The sequence below is a fragment of the Lentzea chajnantorensis genome (genome assembly GCF_054300775.1).
Genome location: NZ_JBSDZT010000002.1, coordinates 3,115,026 through 3,131,322 on the forward strand (window position 1 = coordinate 3,115,026; position 16,297 = coordinate 3,131,322).

Here is a 16,297-nt window from a genome sequence, read left to right on the forward strand (position 1 = left end):
CTGTCCGAAGGCCGTCTGCCCCGCACGGAGCGGGCGGCCTTCGATCTTTCTGAACGTGATCGCGGTCACAGTGTGCAGGGGATCGGGGCTGCGATAGCGTGTTCGTGGGTCCTGTACGGGGCTGTTGACCTGCGGTTTCACCACCGCGGGTGAACGGTTTGCCCCCGATTTGACCCCGAGTTGGCGTGCGTGTAACTTTCTCCATGTCAGCGCGGAACGGGCCGGGAACACCGGAACGGAGCGCGACGAGGGTCACGAACCAAGCTTCCACGGACTGTGGTAGAGTGGGTGACCGAGAAACGACGAAGACCCAGCCGGTAGCTCGTCTGAGCTCAGAGGCCAAGGGCGTCGGAAGTTTCAACAACAAGCTTATGTACGACACAGCCTCGGATCGAGTCGCCGTGCGGCGGACCGTGATGATGAGCGCGTGTTCTTTGAGAACTCAACAGCGTGCCGATAACACAGCCAGTAATATGAATACTCCTCGTCAGGAGTATTTCTTTGAGTAGCTAGACCAGATTGCCAGACATATTCCGTCTGGAGCGATCAACACAATCCTTATTGGAGAGTTTGATCCTGGCTCAGGACGAACGCTGGCGGCGTGCTTAACACATGCAAGTCGAGCGGTAAGGCCCTTCGGGGTACACGAGCGGCGAACGGGTGAGTAACACGTGGGTAACCTGCCCTGTACTCTGGGATAAGCCTTGGAAACGAGGTCTAATACCGGATACGACCAAAAATCGCATGATTCTTGGTGGAAAGTTCCGGCGGTATGGGATGGACCCGCGGCCTATCAGCTTGTTGGTGGGGTAATGGCCTACCAAGGCGACGACGGGTAGCCGGCCTGAGAGGGTGACCGGCCACACTGGGACTGAGACACGGCCCAGACTCCTACGGGAGGCAGCAGTGGGGAATATTGCACAATGGGCGAAAGCCTGATGCAGCGACGCCGCGTGAGGGATGACGGCCTTCGGGTTGTAAACCTCTTTCAGCAGGGACGAAGCGCAAGTGACGGTACCTGCAGAAGAAGCACCGGCTAACTACGTGCCAGCAGCCGCGGTAATACGTAGGGTGCGAGCGTTGTCCGGAATTATTGGGCGTAAAGAGCTCGTAGGCGGTTTGTCGCGTCGGCCGTGAAAACTTGGGGCTTAACCCCGAGCCTGCGGTCGATACGGGCAGACTTGAGTTCGGCAGGGGAGACTGGAATTCCTGGTGTAGCGGTGAAATGCGCAGATATCAGGAGGAACACCGGTGGCGAAGGCGGGTCTCTGGGCCGATACTGACGCTGAGGAGCGAAAGCGTGGGGAGCGAACAGGATTAGATACCCTGGTAGTCCACGCCGTAAACGGTGGGTGCTAGGTGTGGGGGACTTCCACGTCCTCCGTGCCGCAGCTAACGCATTAAGCACCCCGCCTGGGGAGTACGGCCGCAAGGCTAAAACTCAAAGGAATTGACGGGGGCCCGCACAAGCGGCGGAGCATGTGGATTAATTCGATGCAACGCGAAGAACCTTACCTGGGCTTGACATGCACTGGAAACCAGTAGAGATATTGGCCCCCTTGTGGCCGGTGTACAGGTGGTGCATGGCTGTCGTCAGCTCGTGTCGTGAGATGTTGGGTTAAGTCCCGCAACGAGCGCAACCCTCGTTCCATGTTGCCAGCGGATAATGCCGGGGACTCATGGGAGACTGCCGGGGTCAACTCGGAGGAAGGTGGGGATGACGTCAAGTCATCATGCCCCTTATGTCCAGGGCTTCACACATGCTACAATGGCCGGTACAAAGGGCTGCTAAGCCGTGAGGTGGAGCGAATCCCATAAAGCCGGTCTCAGTTCGGATCGGGGTCTGCAACTCGACCCCGTGAAGTCGGAGTCGCTAGTAATCGCAGATCAGCAACGCTGCGGTGAATACGTTCCCGGGCCTTGTACACACCGCCCGTCACGTCACGAAAGTCGGTAACACCCGAAGCCCGTGGCCCAACCAGCAATGGGGGGAGCGGTCGAAGGTGGGACTGGCGATTGGGACGAAGTCGTAACAAGGTAGCCGTACCGGAAGGTGCGGCTGGATCACCTCCTTTCTAAGGAGCATCTACCAGCGTTCTGAGCGAACGTCTCAGCGTTGGTCAGAACCACACCGGCCTTGATGCCGGGTGGGCTCACTAGTGGATGCTGGCTGGCTCGACATTCGGTTGTCACGGCAGTGAGTACTGCGCCTTCGGGTGCGTGGAAAGGTGTCGCGAGGGCTGAGTGAACGGATCGGTACGCTGTTGGGTCCTGAGAGAACACGCTCTTGTGTCTTTCAGTGATCGGGCTTCTCTAGCCTTCGAACCGCCGGCCTCGGGTCGGTAGGCGTTGAGCGGACAGAGGGAAGTGTCTGATTGTTCTTTGAGAACTGCACAGTGGATGCGAGCATCTTTGTAGCAAGTTAGTAAGGGCATACGGTGGATGTCTTGGCACCAGGAGCCGATGAAGGACGTAGGAGACTGCGAAAAGTCTAGGGGAGCTGTCAACCGAGCTGAGATCCTAGAATTTCCGAATGGGGAAACCCGGCCCCAGTCATGTGGGGTCACCCATACCTGAACACATAGGGTATGTGGAGGGAACGCGGGGAAGTGAAACATCTCAGTACCCGCAGGAAGAGAAAACAACCGTGATTCCGTGAGTAGTGGCGAGCGAAAGCGGATGAGGCTAAACCGCGTCTGTGTGATACCCGGCAGGGGTTGCATTCGCGGGGTCGTGGGACCTTCTTGCTAGTTCTGCCGGACTAGCGACGAGTCAGAAAATGCTGTGGTTAGAGGAATGCGTCTGGAAAGCGTGAGCGTAGAGGGTGAAACTCCCGTACTCGAAAACCTGGCATCTCGTTGGAGTGTTCCCAAGTAGCAGCGTACTCGTGAAATTCGCTGTGAATCTGGCGGGACCACCCGCTAAGCCTAAATACTCCCTGGTGACCGATAGCGGACTAGTACCGTGAGGGAAAGATGAAAAGTACCCCGGGAGGGGAGTGAAATAGTACCTGAAACCGTGTGCCTACAATCCGTCGGAGCCTTTTGGGGTGACGGCGTGCCTTTTGAAGAATGAGCCTGCGAGTTAGTGCTACGTGGCGAGGTTAACCCGTGTGGGGTAGCCGTAGCGAAAGCGAGTCTGAATAGGGCGTCATAGTCGCGTGGTCTAGACCCGAAGCGGTGTGATCTAGCCATGGCCAGGGTGAAGCGCGGGTAAGACCGCGTGGAGGCCCGAACCCACCAGGGTTGAAAACCTGGGGGATGAGCTGTGGTTAGGGGTGAAAGGCCAATCAAACACCGTGATAGCTGGTTCTCCCCGAAATGCATTTAGGTGCAGCGTCGTATGTTTCACCGCGGGGGTAGAGCACTGGATGGTCTAGGGGGCCCACAAGCTTACCGAAATCAACCAAACTCCGAATACCGTGGTGTGAGAGTGCGGCAGTGAGACTGCGGGGGATAAGCTTCGTAGTCGAGAGGGAAACAGCCCAGAACGCCAGCTAAGGCCCCTAAGTGTGTGCTAAGTGGGAAAGGATGTGGGGTCGCACAGACAGCCAGGAGGTTGGCTTAGAAGCAGCCACCCTTTAAAGAGTGCGTAATAGCTCACTGGTCAAGTGGTCCTGCGCCGACAATGTAGCGGGGCTTAAGCACACCGCCGAAGCTGTGTCATTTCAGCCTTGTGCTGGGATGGGTAGGGGAGCGTCGTGTAGCGGTTGAAGCGGCGGAGGAATCCAGCCGTGGACGCTACGCGAGTGAGAATGCAGGCATGAGTAGCGAAAGACGAGTGAGAAACTCGTCCGCCGGATGACCAAGGGTTCCTGGGCCAGGCTAATCCGCCCAGGGTAAGTCGGGACCTAAGGCGAGGCCGACAGGCGTAGTCGATGGACAACGGGTTGATATTCCCGTACCCGTGTGAACGCGCCCATGATGAACCTTGTGATACTAACCGCCCGAAGCCCTCCGAAGATCCTTCGGGATCGAGGGGTAAGTGGAGCGCGGGACCTGAACTTGTAGTAGTCAAGCGATGGGGTGACGCAGGAGGGTAGCTCCGCCAGTGAGTGGTAGTACTGGTGCAAGCGTGTAGGGAGAAGCATAGGCAAATCCGTGCTTCACATATCCTGAGACGTGATGCGTAGCCGATTGAGGCGAAGTAGAGTGATCCCATGCTGCCGAGAAAAGCCTCTAGCGAGCTTTCACGCGGCCCGTACCCCAAACCGACACAGGTGGTCAGGTAGAGAATACCGAGGCGATCGGGCGAACTGTGGTTAAGGAACTCGGCAAAATGCCCCCGTAACTTCGGGAGAAGGGGGGCCGTAGCGCTTGAAGCCTTTTGCGGGCTAGGGCGAGACGGCCGCAGAGACCAGCGAGAAGCGACTGTTTACTAAAAACACAGGTCCATGCGAAGTCGCAAGACGATGTATATGGACTGACGCCTGCCCGGTGCTGGAACGTTAAGGGGACCGGTTAGTCCTTCGGGGCGAAGCTGAGAACTTAAGCGCCAGTAAACGGCGGTGGTAACTATAACCATCCTAAGGTAGCGAAATTCCTTGTCGGGTAAGTTCCGACCTGCACGAATGGCGTAACGACTTCTCGACTGTCTCAACCGCAGGCCCGGCGAAATTGCATTACGAGTAAAGATGCTCGTTACGCGCGGCAGGACGGAAAGACCCCGGGACCTTTACTATAGCTTGGTATTGGTGTTCGATTCGGCTTGTGTAGGATAGGTGGGAGACTGTGAAGCGGCCACGCCAGTGGTTGTGGAGTCATCGTTGAAATACCACTCTGGTCGTATTGGATGTCTAACCTCGGTCCGTGATCCGGATCAGGGACAGTGCCTGGTGGGTAGTTTAACTGGGGCGGTTGCCTCCCAAAGAGTAACGGAGGCGCTCAAAGGTTCCCTCAGCCTGGTTGGCAATCAGGTGTCGAGTGCAAGTGCACAAGGGAGCTTGACTGTGAGACTGACGGGTCGAGCAGGGACGAAAGTCGGAACTAGTGATCCGGCCATGGCTTGTGGAAGCGTGGTCGCTCAACGGATAAAAGGTACCCCGGGGATAACAGGCTGATCTTGCCCAAGAGTCCATATCGACGGCATGGTTTGGCACCTCGATGTCGGCTCGTCGCATCCTGGGGCTGGAGTAGGTCCCAAGGGTTGGGCTGTTCGCCCATTAAAGCGGTACGCGAGCTGGGTTTAGAACGTCGTGAGACAGTTCGGTCCCTATCCGCCGCGCGCGTAGGATACTTGAGGAAGGCTGTCCCTAGTACGAGAGGACCGGGACGGACGGACCGCTGGTGTGCCAGTTGTTCTGCCAAGAGCATTGCTGGTTGGCTACGTTCGGAAGGGATAACCGCTGAAGGCATCTAAGCGGGAAGCTCGTTCCAAGATGAGGTATCCCACCCTTTGTGGGTTAAGGCCCCCAGCTAGACCACTGGGTTGATAGGCCAGAGGTGGAAGACCGGTAACGGTTGGAGCTGACTGGTACTAATAGGCCGAGGACTTGTTACGAAGACGCTACGCATCCACTGTGCGGTTCTGGAAGAACAACCAGAACCGATCGCGACCCTTGCGGGGTTGCTGGTTGTAATTTCATAGTGTTTCGGTGGTTATAGCGTTGGGGAAACACCCGGTCCCATTCCGAACCCGGTAGTTAAGCCCTTCTGCGCCGATGGTACTGCACTGGTTACGGTGTGGGAGAGTAGGTCGCCGCCGAACTTACTTCCCTGAAAGGGGCTTGTGATGCGGGGCACAACTAAAGTGCTCGCTCACAAGCCCCTTTCAGCGTGTCTCTAGTAGGAGGATTTGGTGTCAAGGTTCGGGGATCGTCCCGGCGACCGTCAGCGTGGCCAGGGAGACCGACCGCGCCGTTCCGCCGATGGTGGCCACTCAGCAGGCGACCGCAAGTTCAGCAGCAACGACCGCCGCGACGACCGCGGTGGGTACCAGCGTGGTGAGGGCTCCGGCGACCGCAACCAGAGCGGCGACCGTCGAGACAACCGCGCCGGCAGCTCGTCCGACCGCGGCGGCTACCGCTCGGACCGCAGCGGCGGCGACCGCCCCGGCTACCGCGGCAAGGACTCGTCCGACCGCGGCGGGTACCGCAAGGAAGGTGCCGGCGACCGCGGTGGTTACCGGTCCAACGACCGCTCGTCCGACCGCGGCGGCTTCCGCAAGGACGGCGACCGTCCGAGCTACCGCAGCAGCGACTCCGGTGACCGTGGCGGCTCCCGTTCCTCTGGCGACCGCCCCGGCTACCGCGGCGGCGACTCGAACGACCGCGGCGGCTACCGCTCGTCCAGCGACCGCGGGTCCCGCACCGGCGACCGTCCGGGTTACCGGGGCAGCGACTCCGGTGACCGGGGTGGCTACCGCGGCAACCGTTCCGACGACCGTCCCGGCTTCCGCAAGGACGGCGAGCGCAGCAGCTACCGCAGCAGCGACTCCGGCGACCGCGGTGGTTTCCGCCGCGACGACCGTTCCAGCGACCGCGGCTCGCGTCCCGGGTACCGCAGCGACTCGAACGAGCGCGGTGGCTCCCGCTCCTCGGGCGACCGTCCCGGCTACCGCGGCGAGAGCTCCGGTGACCGCGGCGGCTACCGCAAGGAAGGCTCCGGCGAGCGCGGCGGGTTCCGCCGTGACGACCGCTCCGGTGGCGACCGCGGCGGGTTCCGCCGTGATGACCGTTCCAGCGACCGCGGCGGCGACCGTCCGGGTTACCGGGGCAGCGACTCCGGCGACCGGGGTGGCTACCGCGGCAACCGCTCCGACGACCGTCCCGCCTTCCGCAAGGACGGCGAGCGCAGCAGCTACCGCAGCAGTGACTCCGGTGACCGCGGCGGATATCGCGGCAACCGTTCCGACGACCGTCCGAGCTTCCGCAAGGATGGCGACCGGGGCGGCTACCGAGGCAACGACTCGGGCGACCGCGGCGGGTACCGCCGTGACGACCGGTCCTCCGACCGCGGTGGTTTCCGCAAGGACGGCGACCGTCCGGGTTACCGCGGCAACGACTCCGGCGACCGCGGCGGGTACCGGGGCAACCGCTCCGACGACCGCGGCAGCGACCGCCGTGACGACCGCGGCGGGTACCGGGGCAACGACTCCGGTGACCGGGGTGGGTACCGGGGCAACCGGTCGGACGACCGTCCGGGTTTCCGCAAGGACGGCGACCGGGGTGGCTACCGCGGGAACCGGTCCGACGACCGCGCTGACCGTGGCGGCCGTGGCGGGTACAACTCGGACGACCGGTCCGAGGCGCCCCAGCGCGACGACCGCCGCGACGAGCGCAGCCGTGAGCGTGCGGCCCGCTTCCAGGAGCGGATCGCCGACCAGGAGCCGACGGCCGAGGCGAACTCCGCCGAGGACGTGACCTCCGCCGCCGAGGCCGCCCCCGCACGCGCGGGCTACCGGCTCGGTGACGGTGCGGCCGCCTCGCGCGCCGCTGCCCGCGGCCAGTCCGACGCCGACGACTCGGTCGCCGACGACGCTGACACCACGGCGCCCGCCGTCGACGCCGAGAAGGCCGACAGCGACGACACCGCCGCCGAGGACATCGCGGCCGCCGAGCCGGCCGACGCCGAGCCTCGCGACGACAGCACGACCGGCACGCCCGAGAGCACGACCGGCAACAGCGACACCGGCAGCACCGCCGCCGAGCGCGACGACCGGGACGAGGCGCCGAGCGGTCCCCGCGGCGGGCGTCCCGAGCTGCCGGAGGAGGCCGACCTCTCCCTGCTCGACCCGGAGATCAAGGCCGAGCTTCCGCAGCCTCCCCAAGGGTCTCGCGGAGATCGTCGGACGGCACCTGGCCGCGGCCGGGCTGCTGATCGACGAGGAGCCCGAGCTGGCGCTGGAGCACGCCCGGTACGCGCGCAGCAAGGCGGCGCGGGTCGGTGTGGTGCGCGAGGCCGCCGGTCTCACCGCGTACTTCGCCGACGAGTGGGCGGAGGCGCTCAGCGAGCTGCGCGCCGCGCGCCGGATGATGGCCGGTCCCGGCCACCTCGCGATCATGGCCGACTGCGAGCGCGCCCTCGGGCGGCCGGAGCGGGCCATCGACCTCGCGAAGGACCCGTCGGCCAAGGAGCTGAGCCAGGAGGACGAGATCGAGCTGCGCATCGTCGCGGCCGGTGCCCGTCGCGACATGGGTCAGTTCGAGGCGGCCGTGGTGGCGTTGCAGGGGCCGGACCTCGACCCCGGCCAGCGCACCCCGTACTCGGCGCGGCTCTTCTACGCTTACGCCGACAACCTGGCCGCGGCCGGCCGCATCGAGGAAGCCGTCAAGTGGTTCCTCAACGCCGCCGAGGCCGACGACGAAGGGGAGACCGACGCCGCCGAGCGCGCGTTCGAGCTGACGCAGGACCCCTCCCCCGAGGAGATCGGACAGCAGTGAGCGAAACGTTGGTGGACCGGTACGACGCGTTGCTGATCGACCTCGACGGCACCGTCTACCGCGGGTCCGAGGCAGTGCCGGGCGCAGCGGAAGCCGTCGCGCAGGCGAGGGCCAAGGGCGTCGGGATCCGGTACGTCACCAACAACGCCTCCCGCTCACCGCAGGCGGTGGCCGACCACCTCGTCGAGCTCGGGTTCGACACGAGCATCGACGAGGTGAGCACGTCGGCCCAGGCGGGCGCGGCCATGCTGGCCGAACGCCTGCCCGCGCGGACGAACGTGCTCGTGCTCGGCACCGAGGCCCTCCAGGCCGAGGTGCTGAAGCGCGGGCTCACCCCCGTGGACACCGCGGAGCACGCCACCGCGGTGCTGCAGGGCCTCAGCACGGACCTCGGCTGGCGTGAGCTGGCCGAGGCCGCCGTGGCCATCCGCGGCGGCGCGCTGTGGGTGGCCTGCAACGTCGACGTGACGCTGCCCACCGAACGCGGCCTGCTGCCCGGCAACGGCAGCCTCGTCGCGGCGCTCAAGGCCGCCACCGACGCCGAGCCGCTCGTGGCCGGCAAGCCCGCCACCCCGCTGCTGCAGCAGGCGGCGAAGGACCTGGGTGCCCACCGGCCGCTGGTCATCGGCGACCGGCTCGACACCGACATCCTGGGCGCGGTGAACGCGGGCATGGACTCGCTGCTCGTGCTCACGGGCGTGTCGACGGAGCAGGAGGCGCAAGCGCTTCCGGAAGACCAGCGCCCCACGTATGTCGGCGCGGACCTGTCGGTCTTGCATCGGCTACCGTAGGGGCGTGAGCTACCCCCTGCCCGGACCGCCGCCCAACCCGGCCGACGCCATCAACGGCGCGCTGGAGCGGCTCGACGGGCTCGAGACGGTGCCGCTGGCCGAGCACGTGGCGAGGTTCGACGCCGTGCACGCCACGCTCACCGAAGCACTGTCGAGCATCGACAAGGTGTGATGCACAGTGCCACGCAGGGTGCGGCTCGACGCCGAACTCGTGCGCAGGGGGCTCGCCCGGTCCCGTGAGCACGCCAGCCAGCTCGTCGCCGACGGGCGTGTGACGGTGCGCGGCACCGTCGCCACCAAACCGGCGACCGCGGTGGAGACCTCCGACGCGGTGGTCGTCAGAGACCTCGGCAACGACCCGAACTGGGCGTCCCGAGGTGCGCACAAGCTGATCGGCGCGCTCGAGGGCTTCAAGATCGACCCGACGGGCAAGCGGTGCCTGGACGCGGGCGCATCCACTGGCGGTTTCACCGACGTGCTGCTGCGCGGCGGTGCGCGGCAGGTCGTCGCGGCCGACGTCGGCAGGGGTCTGCTCGACTGGAAGCTGCAGACCGACGACCGGGTCGTGGTCAAGGACAAGACCAACGTCCGCACCCTCACGCCCGAGGACATCGGCGGCCGGGTTGAACTCGTGGTGGCCGATCTCTCGTTCATCTCGTTGAGGCTTGTGCTCCCCGCACTGGCCGCGTGCCTCGACGAGGAAGGCGACCTGCTGCCGATGGTCAAACCGCAGTTCGAGGTCGGCAAGGAACGCCTCGGCTCCGGTGGCGTCGTGCGCGACCCCGCGCTGCGTGCCGCGGCCGTGCTCGACGTGACCAGTGCGGCGGCCGGGCTCGGACTGGCCGTGCACGGGGTCGTCGCGAGCCCGCTGCCCGGCCCGTCCGGCAACGTCGAGTACTTCCTCTGGCTGCGCAGGGGCGACCCGGTCGACCCCGCGGAGATGGTGCGCACCGCCGTCGAAGAAGGGCCCTGATGAGGGAAGTCCTGCTGGTCGTCCACACCGGTCACCAGAGCAACATCGATCTCGCCCGTCAGGTCGCGGGCCGGCTCGCCGTCGGCGGCGTCACGACCAGGGTGCTCGACGACGAGGCCCGCGACCTCGGGCCGTCGTGCTGCACCAAGGTCGTGCCCGCGGACGACCACGCCGCCGAGGGCACCGAGCTCGTGCTGGTGCTGGGCGGTGACGGCACGCTGCTGCGCGGCGCCGAGCTCGCCCGGCCCGCCGGGGTGCCGGTGCTGGGCGTCAACCTGGGCCGCGTCGGGTTCCTCGCCGAAGCCGACTCGGACGCGCTGCACGAGGCCATCGGCCACGTCCTCGAACGCGACTACTTCGTGGAAGAGCGCATGACGCTCGACCTGGTCGCCACCGTCGGCGGCGAGGTCGTCGTGAAGACGTGGGCGCTCAACGAGATCAGCGTCGAGAAGCTCATCCGCGAACGCATCCTGGAGGTCGTCGTCGAGGTCGACGGCCGGCCGGTGTCGGCGTTCGGCTGCGACGGCGTGCTCTGCGCGACGCCGACCGGGTCGACCGCCTACGCGTTCTCCGCGGGCGGGCCGGTCGTGTGGCCGGACGTGCAGGCGATCCTGGTGGTGCCGAGCAACGCGCACGCGCTGTTCGCACGGCCGCTGGTCGTCTCGCCGAAGTCGCACGTGGCGTTCGAGATCGAGGCCACCGGGCACCCGGCGGCGTTGTCCGCTGACGGGCGGCGCACGTTCGAGCTGCCCGCCGGCGCCCGGATCGAGGTCGTGGAGGGCGAGGTGCCGCTCAAGGTCGTGCGGCTGCGCCACGCCCCGTTCACCGACCGGCTGGTGGAGAAGTTCGACCTGCCGGTCAAGGGGTGGCGGGGACCATCGGCAGGTTGACCGCGCCGCTCGGTGCGCCGGCACCGGCTCGTCATGGTGCCCCCAGAGGTACGCCCCACCCCGAACTGTCGGACCCGACAAGTAAGGTTCGCCCTGTGCTGGCCGAGATGCGCATCAATGGCCTTGGCGTGATTGAAGAGGCCACCCTCGAGCTCGACCCCGGATTCACCGTCGTCACCGGTGAGACGGGTGCTGGCAAGACCATGGTCGTGACCGGGTTGCACCTGCTCGGCGGAGGCCGTGCGGAGGCGTCCCGGGTTCGCACCGGGTCCGACAAAGCCGTGGTGGAGGGCCGTTTCCAGGCCCCGGCGGGCAGCCCGGCGGCCAAGGTCGCCGAGGAGGTCGGCGGCGAGGCGGACGAGGACGGCTCGCTGATCGCCATCCGCACCGTGGGTGCGGACGGTCGTTCGCGCGCACACGTCGGCGGCCGGTCCGTGCCCGTCGGCGTGCTGTCCGAGCTGGCGGAGCAGCTGATCGCCGTGCACGGCCAGAACGACCAGCTGCGGCTCATGCGCCCGACCGAGCAGCGCGGTGTGCTGGACCGCTTCGCGGGCGACGACGTGGCCGAGCCGTTGCGCGAGTACCGGCGCATCCGCGACGAGTGGCTGAAGGTCGCCTCCGAGCTGCGCGAACGCACCGAACGCTCCCGTGAGCTGGCCCGCGAGGCCGACCTGCTGCGGCACGGCCTGACCGAGATCGACGCGGTCGACCCCAAGCCGGGCGAGGAGCAGGAGCTGCACGACGAGGCCCGCCGCCTGGCCGACGCCGACCAGCTGCGCGAGGCCGCGTCCGGTGCCCAGTTCGCGGTGTCCGGATCGCTGGAGGGCGACCCGGACAACCCCGGTGCGCTCGGCCTGATCTCCGAGGCTGCCCGCCGCCTGTCCACGTCGGACGACCCGCGGCTGCGCGAGATGGAACCGCGGCTGGTGGAGGCGGCGACGCTGCTCGCCGACGTCGGCGCGGAGATCTCCGGCTACCTCGACCACCTCGACGCCGACCCAGGCCGCCTGGAGCAGGTGCTGCAGCGCCAGGCCGAGCTGAAGGCGCTGACCCGCAAGTACGCCGCCGACGTCGACGGCGTGATCGCCTGGGCCGCCGATGCCCGCTCACGCCTGAACGGCCTCGACACCTCCGAGGACGCGCTGGCCGGGCTGGCCAAGCGCCGCGACGAGCTGGCGGCGGAGCTCGGCGTGCTCGCCGCCCAGGTCACCGCCGCCCGCACCGAGGCCGCGCTGGAGCTGGGCAAGGCCGTCACCGAGGAGCTCGACGGCCTCGCCATGCCGCACGCCTCGGTCGAGCTCGCGGTCCGCCCCCGCCACGCCGAGTCCGGCGACTCGCAGGCACTGCCCGTGGGCCGCTCGATCCTGCACGCCGGCTCCTCGGGCGTCGACGAGGTCGAGCTGCGCCTGATCTCGCACCCCGGTGCCCCCGCACTGCCCGTGCACAAGGGCGCCTCCGGCGGTGAGCTGTCCCGCGTGATGCTGGCCCTCGAGGTCGTGCTGTCGCACTCCGACCCGGTCCCGACCCTCGTCTTCGACGAGGTCGACGCGGGCGTCGGCGGCCGTGCGGCCGTCGAGGTGGGCCGCCGCCTCGCCCGCCTGGCCCGTTCGCACCAGGTCATCGTCGTCACTCACCTCCCGCAGGTGGCCGCGTTCGCCGACCGCCACCTCGTCGTGGACAAGTCGGCCGACGGCCGCTTCACCCGCTCCGCGGTCCGCAGGCTCGACGAGACGCAGCGGGTGGTGGAGCTGGCGCGCATGCTCGCGGGCATGGACTCGACCGACACCGGCCGCGCCCACGCGGAAGAGCTGCTGGCGGCGGCGAACGCCGACAAGTCGGCGGCTCCGGTGGTGCGGAGGCGGAAGAAGAAGTCCTGAGCCGGCGCGGGCCGGGGCACCGCGGGCTCGGTGGGGACGCGGTCGCGCGGGTCCGGCGGGTGGGCCGCGCGGGTGCCGAACCGCGCTGAACCCCCGCTGGTTGGGCATGATGGTGAGAACGTGACCGATGCCCGGTCAGCGGACGCACACGGTGGTGCGGTGGAAGGTGGACCGGATGTGACCACGCGCCGGGTGTTCGGGGCGGTGCTGGTGCTCGTGGCCGCGGGGCTGGCGGTGGCCGCCACGTTCCTGGTCGGGTATTCGGTGGAGACGGAGTTCGCGAACCGCACGTTGCGGTTCGAGGCGACCACGTGGGGAATCGAGCACGACGACTTCCGCGGGTCTCTGATGCTGGCGCCGATCGACTACGGGTGGCCGGCGCTCGCGGCGGCCGTGGTGATGGCGTTGTCTGCGGTGCTGTCGTTCCGGCAGCCGGTGGCGCGGCTCGGGTCGTTGCTCGGGGCCGGGGCGCTGGTGGGGCTGGCCTGGCTGGCGCTCAACCAGGTGCAGCAGGTCGTGCGGCGGCTGGCGGAGCTGACCGTGCCCGTGCCGCTGGACGTGGTGCGGGGCAACGGGATCACGGTGCTGCTCGTCGCCGCGGGAGTGGGGGTCGTGGCGGCTTTGCTGCACCAGGAGCTGCCGTGGCACCGGGCGGAGCGGCCCGCGGACGGTGTGGTGATCCACCAGGTCGAGGGCGACGACGAGGACACACCGCCCTACGGGTTCCCGGTGGTGGTGGAGACGAAGAGCGAGCAGGAGCAGCGACGTGACTGACCGGGGGAGGCCGGCCGCTCTGCTGCTGGTCCTGTGCGGGGTGCTGGTGGGGGTCGGCAACCAGCTGCCCATGTACACGGCGATGCACACGTCGCCGGTCGACTCGTTCGCGTTCAGCGGCTCGCTGTGGGAGGGCTCGGTACCGCTGCCGGACGGCCACGAGATCAGCCCGCTGCTGAACGTCGGCGCACCGGTGTTGTTCACCGCCGCGCTCACGGTGGTGGCCGGGCTGCTCGCCCTCCGCCGGGGCCGGGGCGTCCAGCCCGCCCGCGTCGTCGCGCTCGCCGCGGCGGCCGCGTTCCTCGGGGTCGTGGTGGCCTACGGGGTCGGGGTGCTGCGCGAGGAGGAGATGAACAACGCCTTCGAGGCCGCCACCGGGTTCGCCTACCACTTCGACTCCGGCTTCCACCTGCTGGTGCTGGCGGCGGTGGCCGGTCTGGTGGGCGCGGTGCTCGCCCAGAGGCCGCGGCCGCGCACGGAGCCGCCGGCGGACGACGCGGTGGTGGTGCACCAGTTCACCGACGACGACACGCCGCCGTTCGGGATCGCCTTCCCCACCACCGGGGAGGCGCGCGGTGACTGACCGCCGGATCGCCGCCGGGGTCGTGGTGCTGGGCGGGGTGCTCACCGGCGCCGCCTGCTTCCTCGACGTGCTCGGCCACCGGTTCGTGGGCGAGGGGCGCACCTTCACCCAGGTCGTCTCGCTGTGGGAGCTGAGGACCGACGCGCCGGGCTACCCGGTGTTCGACATCGCGGCGGACCCCGGATGGCCCGTCGTGGCCGCCGCCGCGGTGATGGTGGTGGCCGCGCTGGGCACGCTCGCCGGTGCGAAGGTCGCCGGGGTGGCGCGCCTCGCGACCCTGGCCGGTGCCGGAGCGCTCGCCGGCGTGCTGCTGCTGTTCGTCGTCGAGACGCTGCACCAGCTGCAGGTCGCGAACGCGTTCGAGGCGAGCTCCGACTACCGGTACGCGCAGACCGTCCTGTCCGGTTTCTACCTGCTGGTCGCGGGAACGCTCACCGGGCTGGCCGGCGCGGTGCTCGCGCAACGGCCGCACGCGGCAGAGCCGGTCGCGGACGACGCGACACCGCCGTTCGGCATCGCCCTGCCAGTGGAGCGCCGGGGTGACTGACCGCCGGAGGACCGCCGCGCTGCTCGTGGTGCTGGGCGGGGCACTGGCCGGAGCCGGTGCCACCAGGGACGTGTTCGTCGAGACGGAGGTCTCGCAGCAGATCGTCATCACGTCCACCACCTCGTTGTGGGGCACGCGGTCGAGTGCGCCCTCGCCGCTCCCGGACGGCGGCGTGTTCTCCGAGGGCCTGCCGATCGTGGTCGCCGCGGTGCTCATGGTGGTGGCGGTGGTGTGCACGCTGCGGGAGGGCAGGACCGCCGCCGTGGCACGGCCGGCGGTGCTGGTCGCGGCCGGGGTGTTCACCGGGCTCGTGCTGACGTTCGCGGTCGGCGTGCTGCGCCGCGCGGAACTGGCGAACGCCCTCATCGCCTCGTCGCCCTGGCACTACGAACAGCACCTCCTGCCCGGTTTCCCGCTGCTGGTGGCGGCGGCGGTGGCAGGCCTGGCCGGTGCGGTGCTGGCCCAGCGCCCGGCGCCGGAACCGGAACCGGAACAGCTGGGGGCGGACGACGACACACCGCCGTTCGGGATCGCGGTCGGACAACAGGAGGCTCGGTGATCGGACGACCGACGGCGATCGCGTTGATCGCGGTGGGGGTGGTGCTGACGGCGGGAGCGCTGGTGCTGCCGTGGTACTCGACCACCTACGCCGGTGGCGTCGAGGTGGTGGTGCGGGCCTGGGGCACGGAGGTCGTGAACAAGCCGGGCGACTGGCCGGCCGGTGACCTCTCGCCCTGGTACGGCATCCCGGTCGCCGCCACGGTGGCGCTGCTCGTCGCCGGGGTGAAGGTGCGCTGGGCGGCGCTCGCGGGCGCGCTCGGCCAGGCCGGAGCGGTCGCGGTCGTGGTGGCGCTGGTCGTCTCGGAACGCGGGCACGCCGGGGACCAGCAGGGCGACTTCGCGCTCGGCTACGGGCTGCTGTTCCTGGCCGTCGGCACGGTCGTGGCGCTCGTCGGTGCCGTTGCGGCACAACGGGAGGCGGTGGCGTGAGGAAGATCCTCAAGATCGGGCTCGTCGTGCTCGCGGCGGCGATGGCGGTCGTCGCGACGTTCCTGCCGCTGTCGGAGCTGCGGATCCGGCTCGCACCCGACCAGCCGCAGACCGAGTTCGTCACGACCGGCTGGCGCACGCAGTTCGGTGAGGTGACCGACCCGCACGGGCCGCTGTTCGGCATCCCCGTCGCCGCCGCGGCGCTGGTGCTCCTCGCCGGTGTCTTCCTGCGGAGGTTCGCGTTCGCAGGGGCGGCCGCACTCGCCGGAACCACAGGAATGTTGTTCGTGTATTTGGTGAACGCCATCAGCTTTCACAAAACGGGCAACATCACCATCGACCCCGGTCTGGAAGCGGGCTTCGGAACGGGCACCTGGGTGCTGCTGGCCGCCGTTGTCGTCGCGTTTGGGGCCGTAGTGGTTCACCCCGACGACTGAGGGCGGGAAAAGACCCGGCGTGCCTCACCTGTCCCGTGCGCAACGTGAGTCACTA

The 16,297-nt window shown here is 67.7% G+C and carries 13 protein-coding genes and 3 rRNA genes; 15 read left to right on the top strand and 1 reads right to left on the bottom strand.

Annotated features, from left to right (window positions below; all coding sequences use genetic code 11):
* The first annotated feature begins 558 nt into the window (after positions 1-558).
* The 3 genes from ACVDFE_RS16040 (at position 559) to rrf (ending at position 5,706) form a co-directional block, all read left to right on the top strand.
* Positions 559-2,075 (top strand): 16S ribosomal RNA (locus ACVDFE_RS16040).
* A gap of 340 nt (positions 2,076-2,415) precedes the next feature.
* Positions 2,416-5,499: ribosomal RNA gene (locus tag ACVDFE_RS16045) — 23S ribosomal RNA — on the top strand.
* 90 nt (positions 5,500-5,589) lie between these two features.
* A 5S ribosomal RNA gene (rrf, locus tag ACVDFE_RS16050) occupies positions 5,590-5,706 on the top strand.
* Together the 16S, 23S and 5S rRNA genes form the textbook arrangement of a ribosomal RNA operon.
* Before the next feature lie 171 nt (positions 5,707-5,877).
* Here the strand turns inward: rrf and ACVDFE_RS16055 are convergent.
* Positions 5,878-7,767 (bottom strand): hypothetical protein, encoded by a 1,890-nt coding sequence (locus ACVDFE_RS16055; protein ID WP_458430906.1) that lies wholly within the window; start codon positions 7,765-7,767, stop codon positions 5,878-5,880.
* A 121-nt stretch (positions 7,768-7,888) separates the two neighbouring features.
* On the opposite strand from ACVDFE_RS16055, the gene ACVDFE_RS16060 reads away from it, so the two are divergent.
* The 12 genes from ACVDFE_RS16060 to ACVDFE_RS16115 all read left to right on the top strand — a co-directional run bounded on the left by ACVDFE_RS16060 (position 7,889) and on the right by ACVDFE_RS16115 (position 16,242).
* On the top strand, positions 7,889-8,380 hold the full coding sequence (locus tag ACVDFE_RS16060) for a hypothetical protein (protein ID WP_458430907.1): 492 nt from the start codon (positions 7,889-7,891) through the stop codon (positions 8,378-8,380).
* A complete protein-coding gene (locus tag ACVDFE_RS16065) occupies positions 8,377-9,171 on the top strand; it encodes an HAD-IIA family hydrolase (protein ID WP_360392660.1) in 795 nt (264 codons plus the stop codon). The genes ACVDFE_RS16060 and ACVDFE_RS16065 overlap by 4 nt, the downstream gene beginning before the upstream one ends.
* Positions 9,172-9,175: 4 nt before the next feature.
* A complete protein-coding gene (locus ACVDFE_RS16070; RefSeq protein ID WP_458430908.1) occupies positions 9,176-9,343 on the top strand; it encodes a hypothetical protein in 168 nt (55 codons plus the stop codon).
* Positions 9,344-9,349: 6 nt separating this feature from the next.
* Positions 9,350-10,144, top strand: coding sequence for a TlyA family RNA methyltransferase (locus tag ACVDFE_RS16075; protein WP_360392654.1), 795 nt, complete (start codon positions 9,350-9,352; stop codon positions 10,142-10,144).
* On the top strand, positions 10,144-11,034 hold the full coding sequence (locus ACVDFE_RS16080) for an NAD kinase (RefSeq protein WP_458430909.1): 891 nt from the start codon (positions 10,144-10,146) through the stop codon (positions 11,032-11,034). The genes ACVDFE_RS16075 and ACVDFE_RS16080 overlap by 1 nt, the downstream gene beginning before the upstream one ends.
* A 95-nt stretch (positions 11,035-11,129) precedes the next feature.
* Positions 11,130-12,911, top strand: coding sequence for a DNA repair protein RecN (gene recN, locus ACVDFE_RS16085; protein ID WP_458430910.1), 1,782 nt, complete (start codon positions 11,130-11,132; stop codon positions 12,909-12,911).
* A gap of 177 nt (positions 12,912-13,088) precedes the next feature.
* Positions 13,089-13,685 carry a hypothetical protein gene (locus ACVDFE_RS16090; RefSeq protein ID WP_360392645.1) on the top strand — a complete coding sequence of 199 codons (597 nt, stop codon included), beginning with the start codon at positions 13,089-13,091 and terminating at the stop codon, positions 13,683-13,685.
* Positions 13,678-14,268: a hypothetical protein gene (locus tag ACVDFE_RS16095; RefSeq protein WP_458430911.1), complete on the top strand. Its 591-nt coding sequence runs from the start codon at positions 13,678-13,680 to the stop codon at positions 14,266-14,268. The genes ACVDFE_RS16090 and ACVDFE_RS16095 overlap by 8 nt, the downstream gene beginning before the upstream one ends.
* Positions 14,261-14,815 (top strand): hypothetical protein, encoded by a 555-nt coding sequence (locus ACVDFE_RS16100; protein ID WP_458430912.1) that lies wholly within the window; start codon positions 14,261-14,263, stop codon positions 14,813-14,815. Before ACVDFE_RS16095 ends, ACVDFE_RS16100 begins: the two co-directional genes overlap by 8 nt.
* Positions 14,808-15,374 (top strand): hypothetical protein, encoded by a 567-nt coding sequence (locus ACVDFE_RS16105; RefSeq protein WP_458430913.1) that lies wholly within the window; start codon positions 14,808-14,810, stop codon positions 15,372-15,374. The genes ACVDFE_RS16100 and ACVDFE_RS16105 overlap by 8 nt, the downstream gene beginning before the upstream one ends.
* Entirely contained in the window at positions 15,371-15,805 is a 435-nt protein-coding gene (locus ACVDFE_RS16110) for a hypothetical protein (protein WP_360392634.1), read from the top strand. The genes ACVDFE_RS16105 and ACVDFE_RS16110 overlap by 4 nt, the downstream gene beginning before the upstream one ends.
* Positions 15,802-16,242, top strand: coding sequence for a hypothetical protein (locus tag ACVDFE_RS16115; RefSeq protein ID WP_458430914.1), 441 nt, complete (start codon positions 15,802-15,804; stop codon positions 16,240-16,242). Before ACVDFE_RS16110 ends, ACVDFE_RS16115 begins: the two co-directional genes overlap by 4 nt.
* Positions 16,243-16,297 lie beyond the last annotated feature (55 nt).

What these genes read in the sequence shown, in the direction of transcription:
- ACVDFE_RS16080 (WP_458430909.1), top strand. Translation starts at nt 10,144, where the DNA reads ATGAGGGAAGTCCTGCTGGTCGTCCACACCGGTCACCAGAGCAACATC.